Annotated in this window: 17 protein-coding genes and 1 other annotated feature; of the genes, 1 reads left to right on the top strand and 16 read right to left on the bottom strand. The window is 38.8% G+C overall.

Going from position 1 to position 16,432, the window contains the following annotated elements; translation table 11 throughout:
* The coding region (locus KQI94_RS10445) for a recombinase family protein (RefSeq protein ID WP_216454397.1) at positions 1–1,219 on the top strand (1,219 nt) is incomplete at its 5' end.
* A gap of 545 nt (positions 1,220–1,764) precedes the next feature.
* Here the strand turns inward: KQI94_RS10445 and glmU are convergent.
* The 16 genes from glmU to KQI94_RS10365 form a co-directional block, all read right to left on the bottom strand.
* Positions 1,765–3,150: a bifunctional UDP-N-acetylglucosamine diphosphorylase/glucosamine-1-phosphate N-acetyltransferase GlmU gene (gene glmU / locus KQI94_RS10440; RefSeq protein ID WP_002356067.1), complete on the bottom strand. Its 1,386-nt coding sequence runs from the start codon at positions 3,148–3,150 to the stop codon at positions 1,765–1,767.
* A gap of 201 nt (positions 3,151–3,351) precedes the next feature.
* Positions 3,352–4,173: a pur operon repressor gene (gene purR / locus KQI94_RS10435; RefSeq protein WP_002381336.1), complete on the bottom strand. Its 822-nt coding sequence runs from the start codon at positions 4,171–4,173 to the stop codon at positions 3,352–3,354.
* 143 nt (positions 4,174–4,316) lie between these two features.
* Positions 4,317–5,156 (bottom strand): metal ABC transporter permease, encoded by an 840-nt coding sequence (locus KQI94_RS10430; protein ID WP_002383493.1) that lies wholly within the window; start codon positions 5,154–5,156, stop codon positions 4,317–4,319.
* 161 nt (positions 5,157–5,317) lie between these two features.
* Positions 5,318–6,010: a metal ABC transporter ATP-binding protein gene (locus tag KQI94_RS10425; RefSeq protein WP_002356064.1), complete on the bottom strand. Its 693-nt coding sequence runs from the start codon at positions 6,008–6,010 to the stop codon at positions 5,318–5,320.
* A gap of 25 nt (positions 6,011–6,035) precedes the next feature.
* Positions 6,036–6,989: a metal ABC transporter substrate-binding protein gene (locus tag KQI94_RS10420; RefSeq protein ID WP_002367576.1), complete on the bottom strand. Its 954-nt coding sequence runs from the start codon at positions 6,987–6,989 to the stop codon at positions 6,036–6,038.
* A 166-nt stretch (positions 6,990–7,155) separates the two neighbouring features.
* A complete protein-coding gene (gene ispE, locus KQI94_RS10415) occupies positions 7,156–8,007 on the bottom strand; it encodes a 4-(cytidine 5'-diphospho)-2-C-methyl-D-erythritol kinase (RefSeq protein WP_002356061.1) in 852 nt (283 codons plus the stop codon).
* A gap of 180 nt (positions 8,008–8,187) precedes the next feature.
* Positions 8,188–8,490, bottom strand: coding sequence for a Veg family protein (locus tag KQI94_RS10410; RefSeq protein ID WP_002383497.1), 303 nt, complete (start codon positions 8,488–8,490; stop codon positions 8,188–8,190).
* Positions 8,491–8,547: 57 nt separating this feature from the next.
* Complete coding sequence (locus KQI94_RS10405; protein WP_216454394.1) at positions 8,548–9,114, bottom strand: sigma-70 family RNA polymerase sigma factor; 567 nt, start codon at positions 9,112–9,114, stop codon at positions 8,548–8,550.
* A gap of 85 nt (positions 9,115–9,199) precedes the next feature.
* Positions 9,200–9,730 carry an NYN domain-containing protein gene (locus KQI94_RS10400; protein ID WP_002356058.1) on the bottom strand — a complete coding sequence of 177 codons (531 nt, stop codon included), beginning with the start codon at positions 9,728–9,730 and terminating at the stop codon, positions 9,200–9,202.
* Between the two features lie 14 nt (positions 9,731–9,744).
* A complete protein-coding gene (rlmB, locus tag KQI94_RS10395) occupies positions 9,745–10,602 on the bottom strand; it encodes a 23S rRNA (guanosine(2251)-2'-O)-methyltransferase RlmB (RefSeq protein WP_002356057.1) in 858 nt (285 codons plus the stop codon).
* Complete coding sequence (locus KQI94_RS10390) at positions 10,592–10,990, bottom strand: Mini-ribonuclease 3 (RefSeq protein WP_002356056.1); 399 nt, start codon at positions 10,988–10,990, stop codon at positions 10,592–10,594. Before KQI94_RS10390 ends, rlmB begins: the two co-directional genes overlap by 11 nt.
* Positions 10,987–12,399, bottom strand: coding sequence for a cysteine--tRNA ligase (gene cysS / locus KQI94_RS10385; protein ID WP_002368616.1), 1,413 nt, complete (start codon positions 12,397–12,399; stop codon positions 10,987–10,989). The genes KQI94_RS10390 and cysS overlap by 4 nt, the downstream gene beginning before the upstream one ends.
* A complete protein-coding gene (gene epsC / locus KQI94_RS10380; RefSeq protein ID WP_002356054.1) occupies positions 12,392–12,931 on the bottom strand; it encodes a serine O-acetyltransferase EpsC in 540 nt (179 codons plus the stop codon). Before epsC ends, cysS begins: the two co-directional genes overlap by 8 nt.
* 64 nt (positions 12,932–12,995) lie before the next feature.
* Positions 12,996–13,202: a binding site (T-box leader), on the bottom strand.
* Positions 13,201–14,658: a glutamate--tRNA ligase gene (gltX, locus tag KQI94_RS10375; protein ID WP_010707928.1), complete on the bottom strand. Its 1,458-nt coding sequence runs from the start codon at positions 14,656–14,658 to the stop codon at positions 13,201–13,203. It overlaps the preceding feature by 2 nt.
* 52 nt (positions 14,659–14,710) lie before the next feature.
* Positions 14,711–15,184: a 2-C-methyl-D-erythritol 2,4-cyclodiphosphate synthase gene (ispF, locus tag KQI94_RS10370; RefSeq protein WP_002367570.1), complete on the bottom strand. Its 474-nt coding sequence runs from the start codon at positions 15,182–15,184 to the stop codon at positions 14,711–14,713.
* A gap of 18 nt (positions 15,185–15,202) precedes the next feature.
* Positions 15,203–16,348, bottom strand: a complete 1,146-nt coding sequence (locus KQI94_RS10365; RefSeq protein ID WP_002368622.1) for a PIN/TRAM domain-containing protein — start codon at positions 16,346–16,348, stop codon at positions 15,203–15,205.
* Positions 16,349–16,432: the final 84 nt, after the last annotated feature.

The raw sequence follows: 16,432 nt of genomic DNA, 5'->3' as shown, positions 1-16,432 counted from the left end.
CACGTATATTGATGACGGCATTTCAGGACAAAAATTGTACCGCGATGAATTTCAACGCTTATTAGAAGATATAAAAAAGAACAGAATAGATATTATTTTGTTTACCAAATTAGATCGATGGTTTAGAAATTTACGTCATTACTTAAATATTCAAGAAATATTAGATAATTCTGGCGTAACATGGCTTGCCGTTTCACAACCATTTTTCAATACTGATACTGCTTATGGGCGTTCCTTTGTTAATCAGTCAATGAGTTTTGCTGAATTAGAAGCACAAATGGCATCTGAACGTATCAAAGCAGTATTTGAAAACAAAATTAGAAAGGGAGAAGTGGTAACTGGTAGCGTTCCTTTTGGTTATAAAATCTGTGATAAGAAGTTAATACCTAACGAAAATGCACCTATAGCAAAAGACATTTTTAAACATTATTCTATTCACAACAGTATACGCCTAACTGTTGAATATCTATTCAATGAATATGATATTACAAGAAGTTCTCGAACAATCAAGCACATGTTAAGGAATAGAAAATATATAGGTGAAGTTTCTGGTAACAAAAATTATTGTCCTCCCATAGTAGATAAGGAAACCTTTGAGAAGGTTCAAAATCTATTAGATAAAAATATTTCATCTATAGCAAAACGTACTTATATCTTTTCAGGACTGGTAGTATGTAGTTGTTGCGGTAAAAAAATGACTGGACGTTATCGAAAAAGAAAATATATTAAAAAAGATGGCACAGTGATGTATTATACAAAAAAAGTATACCGTTGTAACGGAAACACTTATAAAAGAAATAAATGCCCAAATAAGATAAATATAGCTGAAGAGATACTTGAAGAGTATTTATTAAACAACATTAAAGCAGACGCGGAAAACTTTGAAGCTAAACAGAAGAAAATAGCAGTTTCTGCTCCTGAAAAAAACAATAATTCAAAAATACTAAAGAAAATAGAACGGTTAAAAAAAGCGTATCTTAATGAGGTTATAAGTTTAGACGAATATAAGAAAGATAGAAAAGAGCTTGAACAGATGATGATTCAAGTCAAGCCTAAGGAAACTATAGTATTTAAATCAAATTGGTTTAACAAAAATATAGAAAGTACTTATCGTGATTTCGATGAAGAAGAAAAAAGATTTGTTTGGAGATCAGTACTTAAAAACTTAATTGTAGACCCTCATAGCAAAATAACAATTAATTTTTTAACAAAAAATTAGCCACTTTTAGGAACTGTCCTACTAGTAACGCTTGGCGCTATCAACGCAACAGCCATTAAAAAATGCATGCCCCACTTCACTTTTTTAAAGCTCAACTTTTTCACAAATTTCCTCCTTGTGTTTCAACCCATTTGCAACAAACAATTGTCAAAGTAACAAACAACAAAAAGAGCCTTCCCCCATCACGCTGCTCTTCTTTTCCTATCATAATATATCCGTTAAATAAAAAACAGTAAATTCCGTTAAAATAAGATGTTTTTCCTGTAAATTGTTTTTATTTTTGGACAATATAGCGGATTTGTTTGTGAAAAAAATAGTAATTTTGACCAAAACACGAACTTTATAAAAAAAGAAAGTCTTTTTATATTGGAAAAGCGGAACAAAAACTATTTTTTTGAAAAAAATAACTAAAAATACCGAATAAACAACATTGGTCTAGTCCTTGGACGTCTCTAAACAAATACTAGCAGCAATTGGTCTAGTCTTTAAGGAGGAAAAAGAACGCTCTTTTGCTTAAGCAAAAGAGCGTTCTTTTTTATTTGAGATTAATCCTTCATATAAGGTAACTTTTTAGCATAGCCTTCTTTATTCACTTGACGTGCCCGGGCAATCGCCAAATCTTCTGAAGGGACATCTTCTGTGATAGTTGAACCAGCAGCAGTCACCGCATGATCACCAATCGTGACTGGCGCAACAATGTTCGTTGCAGAGCCAATAAACGCGTGATCACCCACGACTGTTTGGTGTTTATTTTTGCCATCATAATTAACAAAAACAACGCCGCAACCGACATTAATATCTTTGCCTAATGTTGCATCACCAACGTATGTTAAATGGCCCACTTTTGTGCCTTCATCGATTGTTGCATTTTTTACTTCCACGAAGTTACCAATGTGTACGTTTGCCCCCACATCTGCTTTAGGACGTAAATGTGCATACGGACCCACATCGGCCCCCTCGCGAACCACACTTTCTTCAATCACAGACTGTTTAACAACCACTTGATTGCCGATGTGACTATCAACGATTTCTGAATGTGCGCCAATCAAGCAATCTTCGCCAATCACTGTTTTTCCTTTGATAGTGACTCCCGCTTCAATGACTGTGTCTGAACCAATTACCACGCCTTCATCAATATACGTTGTATCTGGATCAATAAATGTAACACCATTTCGCATATGCATTTCATTTAAACGACGATGCATAATTTTATTAGCAGTGGATAAAGCGACACGATCATTTACACCCATTGCTTCGTCAAAGTCTGCCATTTGATAAGCAGCGACAGCTTTGCCTTCTTTTTTCAAAATTTCAATGATATCTGTTAAATAGTATTCCCCTTGTGTGTTGTTTGTATCTGTTTTCGCTAACGCTTCAAACAATGATTCATTATCAAAACAGAAGGTTCCTGTATTAATTTCTTGAACACGTGCTTCTTCTTCACTGGCATCTTTTTGTTCCACGATTCGTTCAACAATGCCCACATGGTCACGAATAATTCGACCATAGCCTGTTGGGTCTTCCGCATGCGCTGTTAAAATAGTCGCACTTGCATTCTTACCTTGATGGTAATCGAATAAGTTTTTCAAGGTTTCTGCAGTTAATAACGGCGTATCCCCTGTAATAACTAATGTTGTTCCTTGTTTGCCACCTAATAACTCTTGTGCTTGCATGACTGCATGCCCAGTTCCCAATTGTTCAGCTTGTAAGGCATATTGACTACGTTCGCCTAAATGGCTTTTAATCATTTCCGCCCCGTGTCCAACGATCGTCACGATTTCTGTTGGTTCTGTTTGTTCTACTTGATCTAAAATATGTTCGACCATTGGTTTACCAGCAACTGGATGCAATACTTTATAAAGTTTAGATTTCATGCGTGTTCCTTTACCAGCTGCTAAAATAATTGCGTATCTATTTTCCACGTTTGCCACCTCAAATTAACTAAATTGTTTGATTTTCTTCTAAATCGTCCTCATTATACCTTTTCTAGTTTATCTTACTCTTTTGTCTTTTTCAACAAAATAAGGCATTTAAAAGGTAGACCAATTTATTTTCTCATCTTTTTTTAAAGGAATAAAACAGAAAAAAAGAACCTGAAAATGGAATGGACCATTTTCAGGTTCTTTTTCAAATTATTTCTCTGTGAAATAGTTTCCTGGGACTACGCTAATCGTTTTTGTTTGTGTATCCACATCTTCCACGTACAATAGCGAAGTATAGTCATCGATTGCACGACGGCCATTGAATTTTGACTCAGCAAAAACGGTAATGCCCACAAGTTCTGCTTCAAATTCTTCAATCATACTCTTCATACCATTGACGGTGCCGCCGCCTTTCATGAAGTCATCCACGACTAAAACTTTTGATCCGCGTTTTAAGCTGCGTTTTGAAAGTTCCATTTTTTCGATACGTTCTGAAGACCCTGATACATAGTTCACGCTCACCGTTGAACCTTCAGTAATCTTAGAATCGCGACGAACAATCACAAACGGAACATTTAAGTAATAAGACACAGCTTGCGCAATTGGCACTCCTTTAGTCGCAACGGTCATTACCGCATCAATTTGTTTGCCTAAATATTTAGAAGCAATAATCCGGCCCACTTGTCTTAATAAATTCGGTTCCCCAAGTAAATCTGAAAGATAAACATAACCCCCAGGTAATAAGCGATCTTGTTCTGACAAACGATCACACAAATCCATAATCAACTGCTCCGCTTCCTCATAAGGAATTTCAGGGATAAAGCGGACACCGCCTGCAGCGCCTGGAATCGTTTCTAAAATACCTGTTCCACGTTCTTTAAATGTTTTTTTAACAATTGCTAAATCTTCACTAATGGAAGACTTGGCAGATTGGTATCGGTCAGCAAAATATGTCAAAGAAACCAATGTATGGGGATGATCTAAAAGATATTGGGTCATATCGATTAATCGTTCACTTCTCCGAATTTTCAAATTCGTCACTCCTTTTCATTCTATCGTTCCTTATTATAAGGGGTTTAACCGAAAAATTCGAGGATTTTTTTCAAATAACTGAAAATAGTTCGCCATTTCTTTTAAAAAAAAGAAATAAAAGAGAAAAACTTTCGTTTTTCTCCTTAGTTTCTTTGCATTTTTTGTTTTCGTTGGACCATAACAACCACTCGGCGATAAATATTGACTAATAAGAATAAACCAATAAAAATTAGGGTAATACTTGCACTCGGTGGTGTTTCCAAATAATACGAGCTAGTCAACCCTGTTAGCATGCCAATCAAGCCCATAAACACACTGATAATAATCACCGTGTTAAAACCTTTACCAATTCGCATACCTATTGCAGCTGGTAAGACCATAATTGCTGAAATTAACAAGGCTCCCGCAATCGGAATCATCACAGCAATCGCCACACCAGTAATTACATTAAAAAGCATCGACATCCAATGAATAGGTAGCCCATCAACATGAGCAGTATCTTCATCAAATGTTAAAACATACATTGGGCGTTTAAATAACATAAACAATAGAACTAAAACTACGAATAAAATTGCCAACATAACCACTTGATCCCATGTAATCGTGACGATGGAACCAAATAAATACGATTGAATACTAGCAGCTGAATTGCCTCCTGTTAAATTCATTAAAACTAACGCCAAAGCCAAACCGCCTGACATTAAAATAGCAATCGAAATTTCTGAATAGGTGCTATAAATCATTCGTAAATATTCTAGAATGATTGCAGCCACAATCACGACAATTAAGGTCATTAAATTAGGATTCCAATTAAAAAAGAAGCCTAGTGCCACACCGGCTAATGACACATGTGAAAGGGTATCTGCCATTAAAGATTGTCGGCGAATAACTAGAAAGACGCCGAGCATTGGGGCAATCACTGAGATAAACAGTGCTGCTAAAAAGGCCTTTTGCATAAATGCATAAGAAAGCATTTCTGCCATACGATTCACTCCTTACCGCTAAAATGAACACTACCATTGTAGCGACGTTTAAGCGAATTAATTTTTTAATTCCTGCTTATTTTTTAAATTTTTCCAACATTTCTTTAAGCCGTTCCTTGGCTTTCGTTATGATCGAGCCAGATAACGTTTTATTGGAAAATTTACGTATACGATTCTTCACTCATATGGAAGCAACGCCATTTCGAATCTTCTTTGCGGACAAGACGAATTTGACGATCCACATAGGTTTTGATATCTTCATGATCATGCGTAATCATCAAAATAGCTTTTCCATGTTCATGCGCACTGTGTTGCAACAATTGATAAAATTCGTTTCGCGATTGTTCATCCATACCTGTTGTTGGCTCATCTAAAATAAATAAATCTGGATCGGTCGCAAACACTCGTGCTAAACTAATTCGTTGCTTTTGCCCTCCAGAAAGCTCGCCAATTCGTTTGTGGCGCATTTCCCACATGTCCACTGATTTCAAAGCTTTTTCCACATGAAGATGATCTTTTTTCGTCAACGGTTTGAACCAACGATTTCTGGGAAAACGACCTGAACGTACTAATTCAATGACGGTGCTAGGAAAGCCCGCATTGAAAGAAGCGACTTGTTGTGGAATGTAGCCAATGCTGATTTTTTCACCAGCACTATTTTTTTTAGCGACCGTAATTTTGCCACTTGTTGGTTTTAATAACCCTAAGGTACTTTTGATCAGCGTTGACTTGGCAGCGCCATTTTCTCCTGTTAAAATAACGAATTCCCCTGGATCAACATAATAAGAAACATCTTCTAAAACAGGTTCATCATCATAATAGAAGGTTAAATTTTCGACTTCAATATAATGCATAAGTGGGCTCCTTTCTGTTGCCAGATTAATGAATGCTTTTTTGTAAAGCAGCGAGGTTTTCTTTCATGACAGACACGTAGTTCTCGCCTGCTTCTTGTTCTTTTTGAGTTAAACTCTCTAAAGGATTCAATACGGCTAATTCGACGCCTGTCTCGTCTGCCAATGTTTTGGCTACTTTTGTAGAAGCCGATGCTTCAAAATAGATCACAGAAACATTGTTTGTTTTAATATATTTTTTTAATTCGGCTAAACGACTTGGCGAAGGTTCTTGGTCTGGAGAAATCCCAGCAATCGGTTCTTGGGTCAAGCCATATTGTTTCGCCAAATAGCCAAATGCAGCATGTTGCGTCACAAAGGTCCGATTTTTAGCGCCTGCAAACGCAGCTTGGTATTCCTTATCTAACGCAGTCAATTTTTCCAAATAAGCAGCGGTATTTTTTTCAAATACGGCTTTTTTTTCAGGATATTTTTTGATAAGCGCATCCCGAATCGCTGTCACTTCTTTTTGCGCTAACACGGGATCTAACCAGACATGCGGATCCAATTCGTGGGAATGGTTATGGCCTTCATGACCTTCTTCGCCAGATTCTTCCTCTTCTGTTCCTTGCATCAATTGAATGGATTGACTGGCTTCCACGATTGAAACTTTTTTCGTGTCCAAGTTTTCAATAACATTCGGAACCCAAGTTTCTAGCTCTTTACTATTATAAACAAAGACATCCGCATCAGTAATTTTCGCTAAGTCTTTTGCGCTTGGTTCATAATCGTGTGGTTCCGTTCCAGCTGGAATCAACAGCTCAACCTCTCCCTCATCACCAACGACTTGTTTTGCGAAGTCGTACATCGGATAAAAAGTAGTCATTACCGTGAGCTCTTTCTTCTCTTTTGGCGATTGTGTGGTTTGCCCACAGCTAGCTAAAAGAAAAGCACTGATTGCTAAAGTAACGCCGATTATCAAACGGCGGTAGATTTTCGTCATGTTCTGTCCTCTTTTCGATTTACCTATTATAAACCGTAATATTTACGATTTGCCAGGAATAATGTACCAAATGGATCACGGGACGTCAAGGAATAAATTTAAAAAAACAACAGAGCGTGGGACAAAAATCACTTTGGGTTTTTGCTCCACGCTCTGTTGTTTTTATTTATTTCAATGTCCGAACCAAATAAACTTCTTCACAAAAGCCTTTAAGTCCATTATAAATCCGTTGTGCTCGTGTTTTCTTTTCACATAAAGCAAAGACTGTCGGTCCACTGCCGCTCATCAACGCTGCATCAGCGCCGTACTTCAGCATGCGATCCTTGATTTGTTGCACGATTGGATGTCTGGCAATCGTGACACTTTCCAACGCATTGCCAACCGTTTGGGTCATCCCAGTATAATCACCATTTTCAATAGCTATTCTTAGTCCAGCAATATCTGGATGGTGCAATTCATCTACCGCTAAATCATTAAAAACGGTACTAGTAGATACACTAATTCTTGGTTTAACTAACACAATCCAACATTGAGGCATGGTCGGTAATGCTTCAATTTTCTCCCCACGTCCGTTTGCAAAGGCTGTTCCGCCCCTTAAACAATAAGGAACATCCATACCAATTTGGCTGCCAATTTCACAGAGTTCGTCCATCGTCAACCCCAGATTCCACAGTTTGTTCAAGCCTCGTAATGCTGCGGCACAGTCACTGCTCCCCCCTGCTAAACCAGCTGCCACGGGGATACGTTTTTCAATATATATTTTAATTCCTTTATGAATATTATAGGTACGCTTTAATAAGTCAACTGCTTGATAGACATGATTCCGTCGATCCACGGGTAAAAAAGAGCTGTCCGTTTCAATACGAATGATGTCTTCTTCTAGATTTTCAAAAGTTAAATGATCGGCTAAATCTACACTTGCAAAAATAGATTCAACTTCATGATAGCCATCCACACGTTTATGCAGAACATCTAACCCAAGATTAATTTTCGCAGGAGCTCGTTCGATTATTTCCATCGGTTCCCTGATTCACCTTCCTTAATCTTTTGTCTACCAACATTTTAATCTTTTAGATTCTATCATATGTCCATGAAGAAGTACACCGAAGATTGCTCTTTCTCTGACGACAGATGGCTGAAATTAAAAAGAGCTTAGGAACGAAGGGCTCTTCCTTCACTCCTAAGCGGACTTTCTAAATTATACGGCTTGACCGATGAATTCGATTTCAACGGTGCGTGTTAAAACATCTGAATAGCTGTAAGATACACGTTCAAATGAGTTCTCGTCTGGATCCAAGTCAACAACAAAAACAGATGGATAAGTCTCCGTTAAGATTCCTTTACGTTCTGTTTGGCGCTTTCTTCCAGTCTGAGCAACTAACATAATTTCACTGCCGATACGGCCTTCCAAATCTTTCTTAATTGACGATAACGTTGTTGGCATTGCATTCACCTCGAGAAACATTATATCACTTTTTTTAAAAAATTTCAAGTTTATCATACTAGAAGTCTGTTTGCAACTACTTTTGCTCGACAAACCGGCTGTTTTGTCGAATTTTTATTCATTTTCTAATGTATATTTCATTTTTGCTTTGGCACGATCATAGGCACTTCGGACAGCTGAAAAAGTTCCCCCACGTACTTTAGCGATTTCTTCTAACGTGTAGCCTTTTAAGTATGCGTTTAAAATTTGTTGTTCCAACGAGGAAAGACGTGTCGGAAAAGCTGCCAATTTTTCTTGAATCATTAATTGACCTAATGGGTCGGTAGCCGCTGTCCCTAAATAGTCCACTAACTCTTCACCAGCGCTTTCTAATCGTTGTTCCAGAGAAATAGACAAGGTATCTGTTCGCCGCTTATAGGCGCATTGATGGCGAATTAAGCTATGTACGTGATTTTCAAAATTTCGTTTAAAAAACTTTCCTAATGATGCTTGTTTTTCTGAATCAAATCGTTCTAACGTCCGAAAGAAGACAATTCGCCCTTCTTGAAGCCAGTCCTCATTATCATAATCTTTTAAATAGTATTTTTTCATGCACTTATAAATCACTGGCTGATATTGCCCATATAAGGCTTGAAATTGTTCTTGGTCTCCTGCTAATGCTTGTTGAATCTGTTCTAACATAAAAAGCCCTCCTTTTCGATAAACGTATCGAATGATTTAGGAGAGCATAGCATGTTAGAAATTTATGACTTAAGCGAACATTTGTTTAATCTTTTTTTTGAGACAATTCTTCTAGCTTCTCAGAAAGTTTTGATAACTGCTCCACGTTCCATGGAGAATTTCGACGAAATTGCTGGAAATGGATATCCGTTGCATGAATGGCAATCGTCTTTTCTGTTTTCTGGACAGCTTTGTAAAGTTCATTGGCCGAAGTCCGCAATGCACCTTGTGAAAAGACCACCCATTGTTCAGCCAAATCACTCGTTGCGACTGTTACTTGCGTTAAACGATCATTTTTTTCACCAGCTAGACGTTCAATATAACTATCTGCTGTTTCATCTTCTTTGGTGAAAACCACGGTCAAAAGGTACTTTTTGTACGTTTGCTGAATACCTGGGACTAATTGGGCATCAAAGACCACAATGATTTCTAACCCTTCATATTTGGCATAATTGGACAGACGACTAAGAAGCAGTTCACGCGCATCCTCTAAACGCTCTTGCTTTTTCAACTGGACCAATTCTGGCCAAGCACCAATCATATTATAGCCATCAACGATTAACAATTGTTTTTTCATACAATCGCCTTCTTCTATAATGGGTTGCGGCCACGATAGACTTCATACATTAGCAAGCCTGCAGCCACACCAGCGTTTAAGCTTTGAACGTGTCCAGTCATTGGAATCGTTAATAATTCATCCACTTCTTTATGAAGACCTTGACTCATGCCACGACCTTCATTTCCGATGATTAAGGCAATTGCGCCTTGTGTATTCCAGCGACGATAATCCGTCCCAGACATATCTGTACCAAAAATCCAAAATTGATTCTCTTTTAGCGTTGCAATACTTTGCGCTAGATTCGTTACACGAGCCACTGGAATATGTTCCACGGCCCCTGTTGATGCTTTGGTTACGGTTGGTGTAATTCCCACTGCACGATGTTTCGGAATGATAATACCGTCCACGCCTGTCGCATCAGCTGTTCGCAAAATTGAGCCAAAGTTATGTGGGTCCTCTAGACTGTCTAAAATTAGGAAAAATGGTGTTTCTGTCTTTTCTTTTGTTTGTTCCAATAATTCTTCTAAAGTTAAATATTGATACGCCGTGATTGCTAAAACCATGCCTTGATGCACGCCGTGATCACTCATCGTATCTAATTTTGCTTTAGGCACCCATTTGACTGGAACAGCCTGTTCTTTCGCTGCTTGTTTTAATTGCTCAATTTTCTCGCCACGAGCATCTTCTTGTAAAAACAATTTATTCCCGCGTCCTTGCTGCAACGCCTCAACAGTGGCATGGAAACCAAAGACAAAGTTATCTGCTAGCTCTTCTGAGGTTCCATCAGCACCTGCTGTCGCTGGTCGTGGGTTCCGTTCTTTTGAACGCTTATCTGAACGTTCTGGACGTTTCTTACCTTTTTTAAAAGGACGAGATTTTTCATTTTTCATTGGTTTCACCTACTTTCTTGATACACCAGTTAATTAATTCTTCTAAACGTTCTTTTTGTTGTGTTAAATGTAAATAACCCATCAAGGATTCGAAACCGGTCGCTACCCGATAGGTCGTCACATCAGCATTTTTAGCAAAGGTGTGACTTTTAGCATTCCGACCGCGTTTGTACATCACTTCTTCTTCCTCCGTTAGCATTTCTCCCGCTAACATCGCTTGCATTAAGCTTGCTTGGGCTTTTGCTGACACGTAGTGTGTCGCCATGCGATGCAAAACATTCGGTTTCGTTTGTCCCAAGGAAACTAAATAATCACGAATGTAAATTTCATAAATCGCATCGCCAACATAGGCCAAAGCTAAACCGTTTAATTGTTTGTAATCTCTCATTCACTTCTTCTCCATCTCGTTCCTTGCGGAGTATCTTCTAAAACAATGCCTTGTTCTTTTAATAAATCGCGGATTTCATCACTTCGGGCAAAATCACGGTCTTTCCGTGCTTGGTTCCGTTCTTCAATTAACGCATCGACTTGTGCATCCACTAATTCTTCGTTTTTAAAGAATAAACCAAAAATAGCTAACCAGCCACTGAAAAGCTTATCCATCGCCACTAGAACTGGTTCCGAAACTGTCGCTTGTTCACTGTACTGATTCATCATCTTCGCTAATTCATAAACGACCGTAATCCCGTTAGCTGCATTGAAATCATCGTCCATTTCCGTAATAAAACGTTGTTCTAATTCGTTTAATTGAGCTAAATAGTGTTCATCCTCTGGCAAACTTGCGACCGCATCTGCTTGTCTAAAACGTAAATTTTCAAACGCATTTTTCAATTTTTGATAATTGGCTGCTGCCTCTTTTAGAGTGCTTTCGCTATAACGAATCGGGCGACGGTACTGGGTGGTGGACATAAAGAAACGTAAAATTTGCGGATCCACTTTTTGAATCATTTCATGAACAGTAATGAAGTTACCTAGGGATTTGCTCATTTTTTCATCGTCTTCACCAATTGTGACATAGCCGTTATGCATCCAGTAATTGGCAAAGGTATGGCCTGTTTTGGCTTCGCTCTGTGCAATTTCATTCTCATGATGTGGAAATTCTAAATCTTGTCCACCGCCATGAATATCAATCGTCTCTCCCAAGTGTTTTGTCGCCATGACAGAGCATTCAATATGCCAGCCGGGACGTCCTTTCCCCCAAGGAGAATCCCAAGAAATTTCATCTTCTTTGGCACTTTTCCAAAGAGCAAAATCCAATGGGTCTTCTTTTAATTGTTGTTCAACGCCAGTTCGTTGACTTGCCCCCACTTCTAATTCATCAATCGATTGATGGCTTAATTTACCATAATTAGGGAATTTACGGGTGCGATAATACACATCACCTGCGACCTCATAAGCAAAACCTTTTTCAATTAAAACTTCGATGAAAGTTAAGATATCAGGCATGTGGTCCATCACCCGAGGATGTAACGTTGCTGGTTGGACATTCAATGCTTGCGTGTCTTCTTCAAAGGCTTTGATAAAACGCTCCGCCACTTCCGGCGCAGTAATTTTCAATTCTTTAGCTGCCTTGATAATTTTATCATCGACATCTGTAAAGTTCGAGACATAATTCACTTCATACCCACGATATTCAAAATAACGACGAATTGTATCAAAGGCGATCGCACTGCGCGCATTACCGATATGGATATAGTTATACACGGTTGGTCCGCAGACATACATCCGAACTTTATGCGCCTCAATTGGCGTAAATACTTCTTTTTCTCTGGTCAATGTATTATAAATTTTAATCATGCCCTTTTTCCACCTTTCTTCCATTTAGACGAACGACTTTCGCAGGCACACCCACAGCTGTAGCATCTGCTGGGATGTCTGAAATAACAACAGCACCCGCCCCAATTTTTGAACGTTCACCAATCACAACTGGCCCTAAAATTTGAGCTCGTGCCGAAATCATCGCTCCTTTTTTCACTGTTGGATGGCGTTTACCCGTATCACGACCGGTCCCACCTAACGTCACTCCGTGAAACAAAACAACATCTTCTTCTATTTCCGCGGTTTCCCCAATCACAATGCCCATGCCGTGATCGATAAAAACCCCCGCACCAATTGTGGCTCCTGGATGAATTTCTACGCCCGTTATGAAACGCCAAAATTGTGCATGAATCTTCGCCAACAAAAACAACTGATGCCTATATAAGAAATGAGACAAGCGATGCCAAAACAGGGCGTGCAAGCCAGGATACGTTAAAAGAACTTCTAGTGTGGTCCGCGCTGCAGGATCGTTTCTTTTAACAGCTGCGACGCTACGTTTCAACCAACTCATAGGGTGAACTCCTTTCTATTATACAAAAATAAAAAACGTCTTTTAAGCAACAAAAAAACGTTGCTTAAAAGACGCCCATGCGTGGTTCCACTTTTCTTCACAAGAACTAGCTCTTGCCTCGATACAGTTAACGCCTGCCGACGTCTTCGGTTACTTTTTTCACCGAAGCCACTCATAGATGCATTTCGACAAAAGATGCTCGCTGTTCTCACCACCCACAGCGTCTCTGAAATCCATCTGATTGTCTACTTCTTCTATTCTTTGTGTTTTTATAACACTTTATTTAAATGATCTAATGCTTTTTCTTTGCCTAATAACTCGATGGTTTCGCCTAATTCAGGACCATGCATTTGTCCAGAAACAGCAATTCGAATTGGCATAAACAAGTTTTTGCCTTTAACGCCGGTTTCTTTTTGGACGGCTTTAATCGCTGCTTTAATACTTGGGACATCGAAAACGTCCAAGGCTTCTAATTGTTCTTTGAACGCCTGTAACACAGTTGGCACTGTTTCTCCTTGCAAGAATTCTTTCGCAGCATCATCTAAAACTGGATGTTCATTAAAGAACAAGTTTGATAGTTCCACAATTTCAGCTGCATAACTCATTTGTGGTTGATACAAGCTAACTAATTGTTTTAACCATTCGATTTTTTCAGGAGATGGATTTTCTTCAACACGACCGTCAGCGACTAAATAAGGAATACACATATCTGTTAGTTCACTTAAGTCCATTTGTTTCATGTATTGATTGTTAATCCATTCTAATTTTTTCGCATCAAAGGCCGCTGGTGACTTGCTTAAGCGTTGTTCATCAAACAATTTAATCAAGTCTTCTTGTGAGAAGATTTCTTCTTCGCCAACAGGAGACCATCCTAGTAAAGCAATAAAGTTGAACATGGCTTCTGGTAAGTAACCTAATTCACGGTATTGTTCAATAAATTGTAAAATTGTTTCATCACGTTTGCTCAATTTTTTGCCAGTTTCTGAATTAATGATTAAGGTCATATGGCCAAAGACAGGTGGTGTCCATTCAAACGCTTCGTAAATCATTAATTGTTTTGGTGTGTTCGCAATGTGATCATCGCCACGTAAAACGTGAGAAATTTTCATTAAGTGATCATCTACTGCAACGGCAAAGTTATACGTTGGCATCCCATCGCGTTTTTGGATGACAAAATCGCCACCAATGTTATCTGACTCAAAAGTAATTTCACCTTTCACGATGTCATCAAATTTGTATTCTGTGTTACGTGGCACTCGGAAACGAATCACTGGTTCTAGACCAGCCGCTTCTTTGGCTGCTTGTTCAGAAGGTGTTAAATTCGCACAAGTGCCTGCGTAGTGAGGCATTTCCCCACGAGCTTGTTGTGCTTCACGTTCTGCTTCTAATTCTTCTGGCGTACAATAACACTTATACGCACGATTGCTGCTTAATAATTGATCAATCAATGGTTGGTAAATTTCTTTACGTTCTGATTGACGATATGGACCATATTCTCCCGGATGAGCAGGTGATTCATCCCATTCCATCCCTAACCATGCTAAGTTTTCCAACTGACTTTTCTCGCCGTCTTCGATGTTCCGTTTTTGGTCGGTATCCTCGATACGAATGATAAATTCTCCGTCATTGTGGCGGGCAAATAAGTAGTTAAATAATGCTGTTCTTGCATTCCCAATGTGCAAGTGTCCAGTTGGACTTGGTGCGTAACGCACACGAACTTTCGTCATGTTCATTCCTCTTTCCATTTTTTAAAAACAGACGGTTTAACGTCGTTTTCAGTTATTTTTCCAATAAAGCAACGGCAATTGCGCCGATTCCTTCTTTTTTACCAACAAAGCCCATCGTTTCCATGGTCGTTGCCTTAATGTTCACTTGTGTGACCGCTAAGTGGCAACTCGCGGCTAGATTCTTTTTCATCTCTGCCAAGTATGGGCTCATCTTTGGCTCTTCCGCTAAAATTGTACAATCAATATTGCCAATAGTAAAGCCCGACCGCCCAACTTTTTCATTTACTTTTTTTAATAAGTTTACAGAATTCGCATTTTTGAACTGCGGATCGGTTTCGGGAAACAGTTGCCCAATATCACCCAGACCAGCGGCACCAAGGATTGCATCAATAATTGCATGTGTTAAAACATCGGCATCTGAGTGACCTAACAGACCTTTTTCATAAGGAAGAGTAACCCCACCAATAATTAAAGGTCGTTGCGGAACTAATTGATGAACATCAAAACCTTGACCGATTCGAATCATACTAAGTCCTCACTTTGCTTAATTTTTATCGTTTTTAGGATGGTTATCCTTGCGATCATTAATCCCGCGACCCGCGTGCGCCGGTTTGGCAAAAATCATACGCCCAGCTGCGGTTTGTAAAGCACTTGTGACGACCACTTCGATTTGCTCATTCATGTAATGCTGGCCATCTTCTACCACAACCATTGTGCCATCATCTAAGTAAGCGACCCCTTGTTGACGCTCTGTTCCGGCTTTTACAACCATCACATTCATCGTTTCACCTGGAATCACCACTGGTTTCACAGCATTAGCTAAAGCATTAATGTTTAAAACAGGCACATTTTGAAATTCAGAGACTTTGTTTAAGTTGTAGTCATTGGTCACAACCACGCCATCTAATAATTTTGCTAATTTGATTAATTTACTGTCTACTTCAGAGATATCCTCGAAATCTCCGTCATACATCTCAACGGAGATACCTTCTTCTTTTTGTAAAGCATTTAAAATATCTAAGCCACGACGACCTCTCACCCGTTTTAAACTGTCTCCAGAATCAGCAATGTATTGTAATTCATATAAAACAAAGTTAGGGATGAGCAAAACACCTTCTAAAAAGCCTGTTTTAGCGATATCGTAGATTCTGCCATCAATGATGACACTGGTGTCTAAAATTTTGTATTTATGGAAGTTGTCTTCCACTTTACGTTCCAACATTTGTCCTTCGGTGTCTTCCGTATTTGCTTTCTTTTGGCGAGGTGTAAAAACTTTTTTCCACTCCTCAATCCGTGTTGTTCCCATTCGGAAACCTAAGTAACCCAGAATAATCATAACTAGAATTGGCAGTAAACTATTCACGACAGGAATTTGTAAGTTGTACATTGGAATGGAGATAATGACGCCAATTGTTAAACCAATGATGGCACCAATACTTCCAAATAATAAATAGGTTAAACTCATTTCATTTAAAGCTGCTTCGATTTTTTTGACAGCGGAAACAATATACTTTGCTAACCCTAAAGATAAAATAAAGAAAATAATTGCACCGATTAATCCGTTCGTAAAGTTATTGTTTAACCAACTGTTATTGCCTTGCTTAGCCATTTCCCAAGCCATTGGGAAAAGAGAAATTCCTAAACTTGCACCAGCAATGATCATCAGCAACGTGATGATTCGTTTTTGCATATAGCCATCCTCCTCGTTTATTTAATAAAGACGTCTAGTGTTGTAGGGCGTACAAAAATCATACGCCACCAACAACCTAAACGA

This window comes from Enterococcus sp. S183_ASV_20, assembly GCF_018919685.1.
GTDB classification, from domain to species: Bacteria; Bacillota; Bacilli; order Lactobacillales; family Enterococcaceae; genus Enterococcus; species Enterococcus faecalis.
Note: the sequence above shows the minus strand (reverse complement) of the source record. Positions and strands in the feature narration are given on the sequence as shown.

Coding starts and splice junctions, on each gene's coding strand:
- KQI94_RS10430 (WP_002383493.1), bottom strand. CDS start 5,156: ATGGCAGAAATGCTTTCTTATGCATTTATGCAAAAGGCCTTTTTAGCA.
- KQI94_RS10425 (WP_002356064.1), bottom strand. CDS start 6,010: ATGCATTATATTGAAGTCGAAAATTTAACCTTCTATTATGATGATGAA.
- KQI94_RS10420 (WP_002367576.1), bottom strand. CDS start 6,989: ATGACGAAAATCTACCGCCGTTTGATAATCGGCGTTACTTTAGCAATC.
- ispE (WP_002356061.1), bottom strand. CDS start 8,007: ATGGAAATAATCGAACGAGCTCCTGCGAAAATTAATCTTGGGTTAGAT.
- KQI94_RS10410 (WP_002383497.1), bottom strand. CDS start 8,490: ATGATAAACTTGAAATTTTTTAAAAAAAGTGATATAATGTTTCTCGAG.
- KQI94_RS10405 (WP_216454394.1), bottom strand. CDS start 9,114: ATGTTAGAACAGATTCAACAAGCATTAGCAGGAGACCAAGAACAATTT.
- KQI94_RS10400 (WP_002356058.1), bottom strand. CDS start 9,730: ATGAAAAAACAATTGTTAATCGTTGATGGCTATAATATGATTGGTGCT.
- rlmB (WP_002356057.1), bottom strand. CDS start 10,602: ATGAAAAATGAAAAATCTCGTCCTTTTAAAAAAGGTAAGAAACGTCCA.
- KQI94_RS10390 (WP_002356056.1), bottom strand. CDS start 10,990: ATGAGAGATTACAAACAATTAAACGGTTTAGCTTTGGCCTATGTTGGC.
- cysS (WP_002368616.1), bottom strand. CDS start 12,399: ATGATTAAAATTTATAATACATTGACCAGAGAAAAAGAAGTATTTACG.
- epsC (WP_002356054.1), bottom strand. CDS start 12,931: ATGAGTTGGTTGAAACGTAGCGTCGCAGCTGTTAAAAGAAACGATCCT.
- gltX (WP_010707928.1), bottom strand. CDS start 14,658: ATGACGAAAGTTCGTGTGCGTTACGCACCAAGTCCAACTGGACACTTG.
- ispF (WP_002367570.1), bottom strand. CDS start 15,184: ATGATTCGAATCGGTCAAGGTTTTGATGTTCATCAATTAGTTCCGCAA.
- KQI94_RS10365 (WP_002368622.1), bottom strand. CDS start 16,348: ATGCAAAAACGAATCATCACGTTGCTGATGATCATTGCTGGTGCAAGT.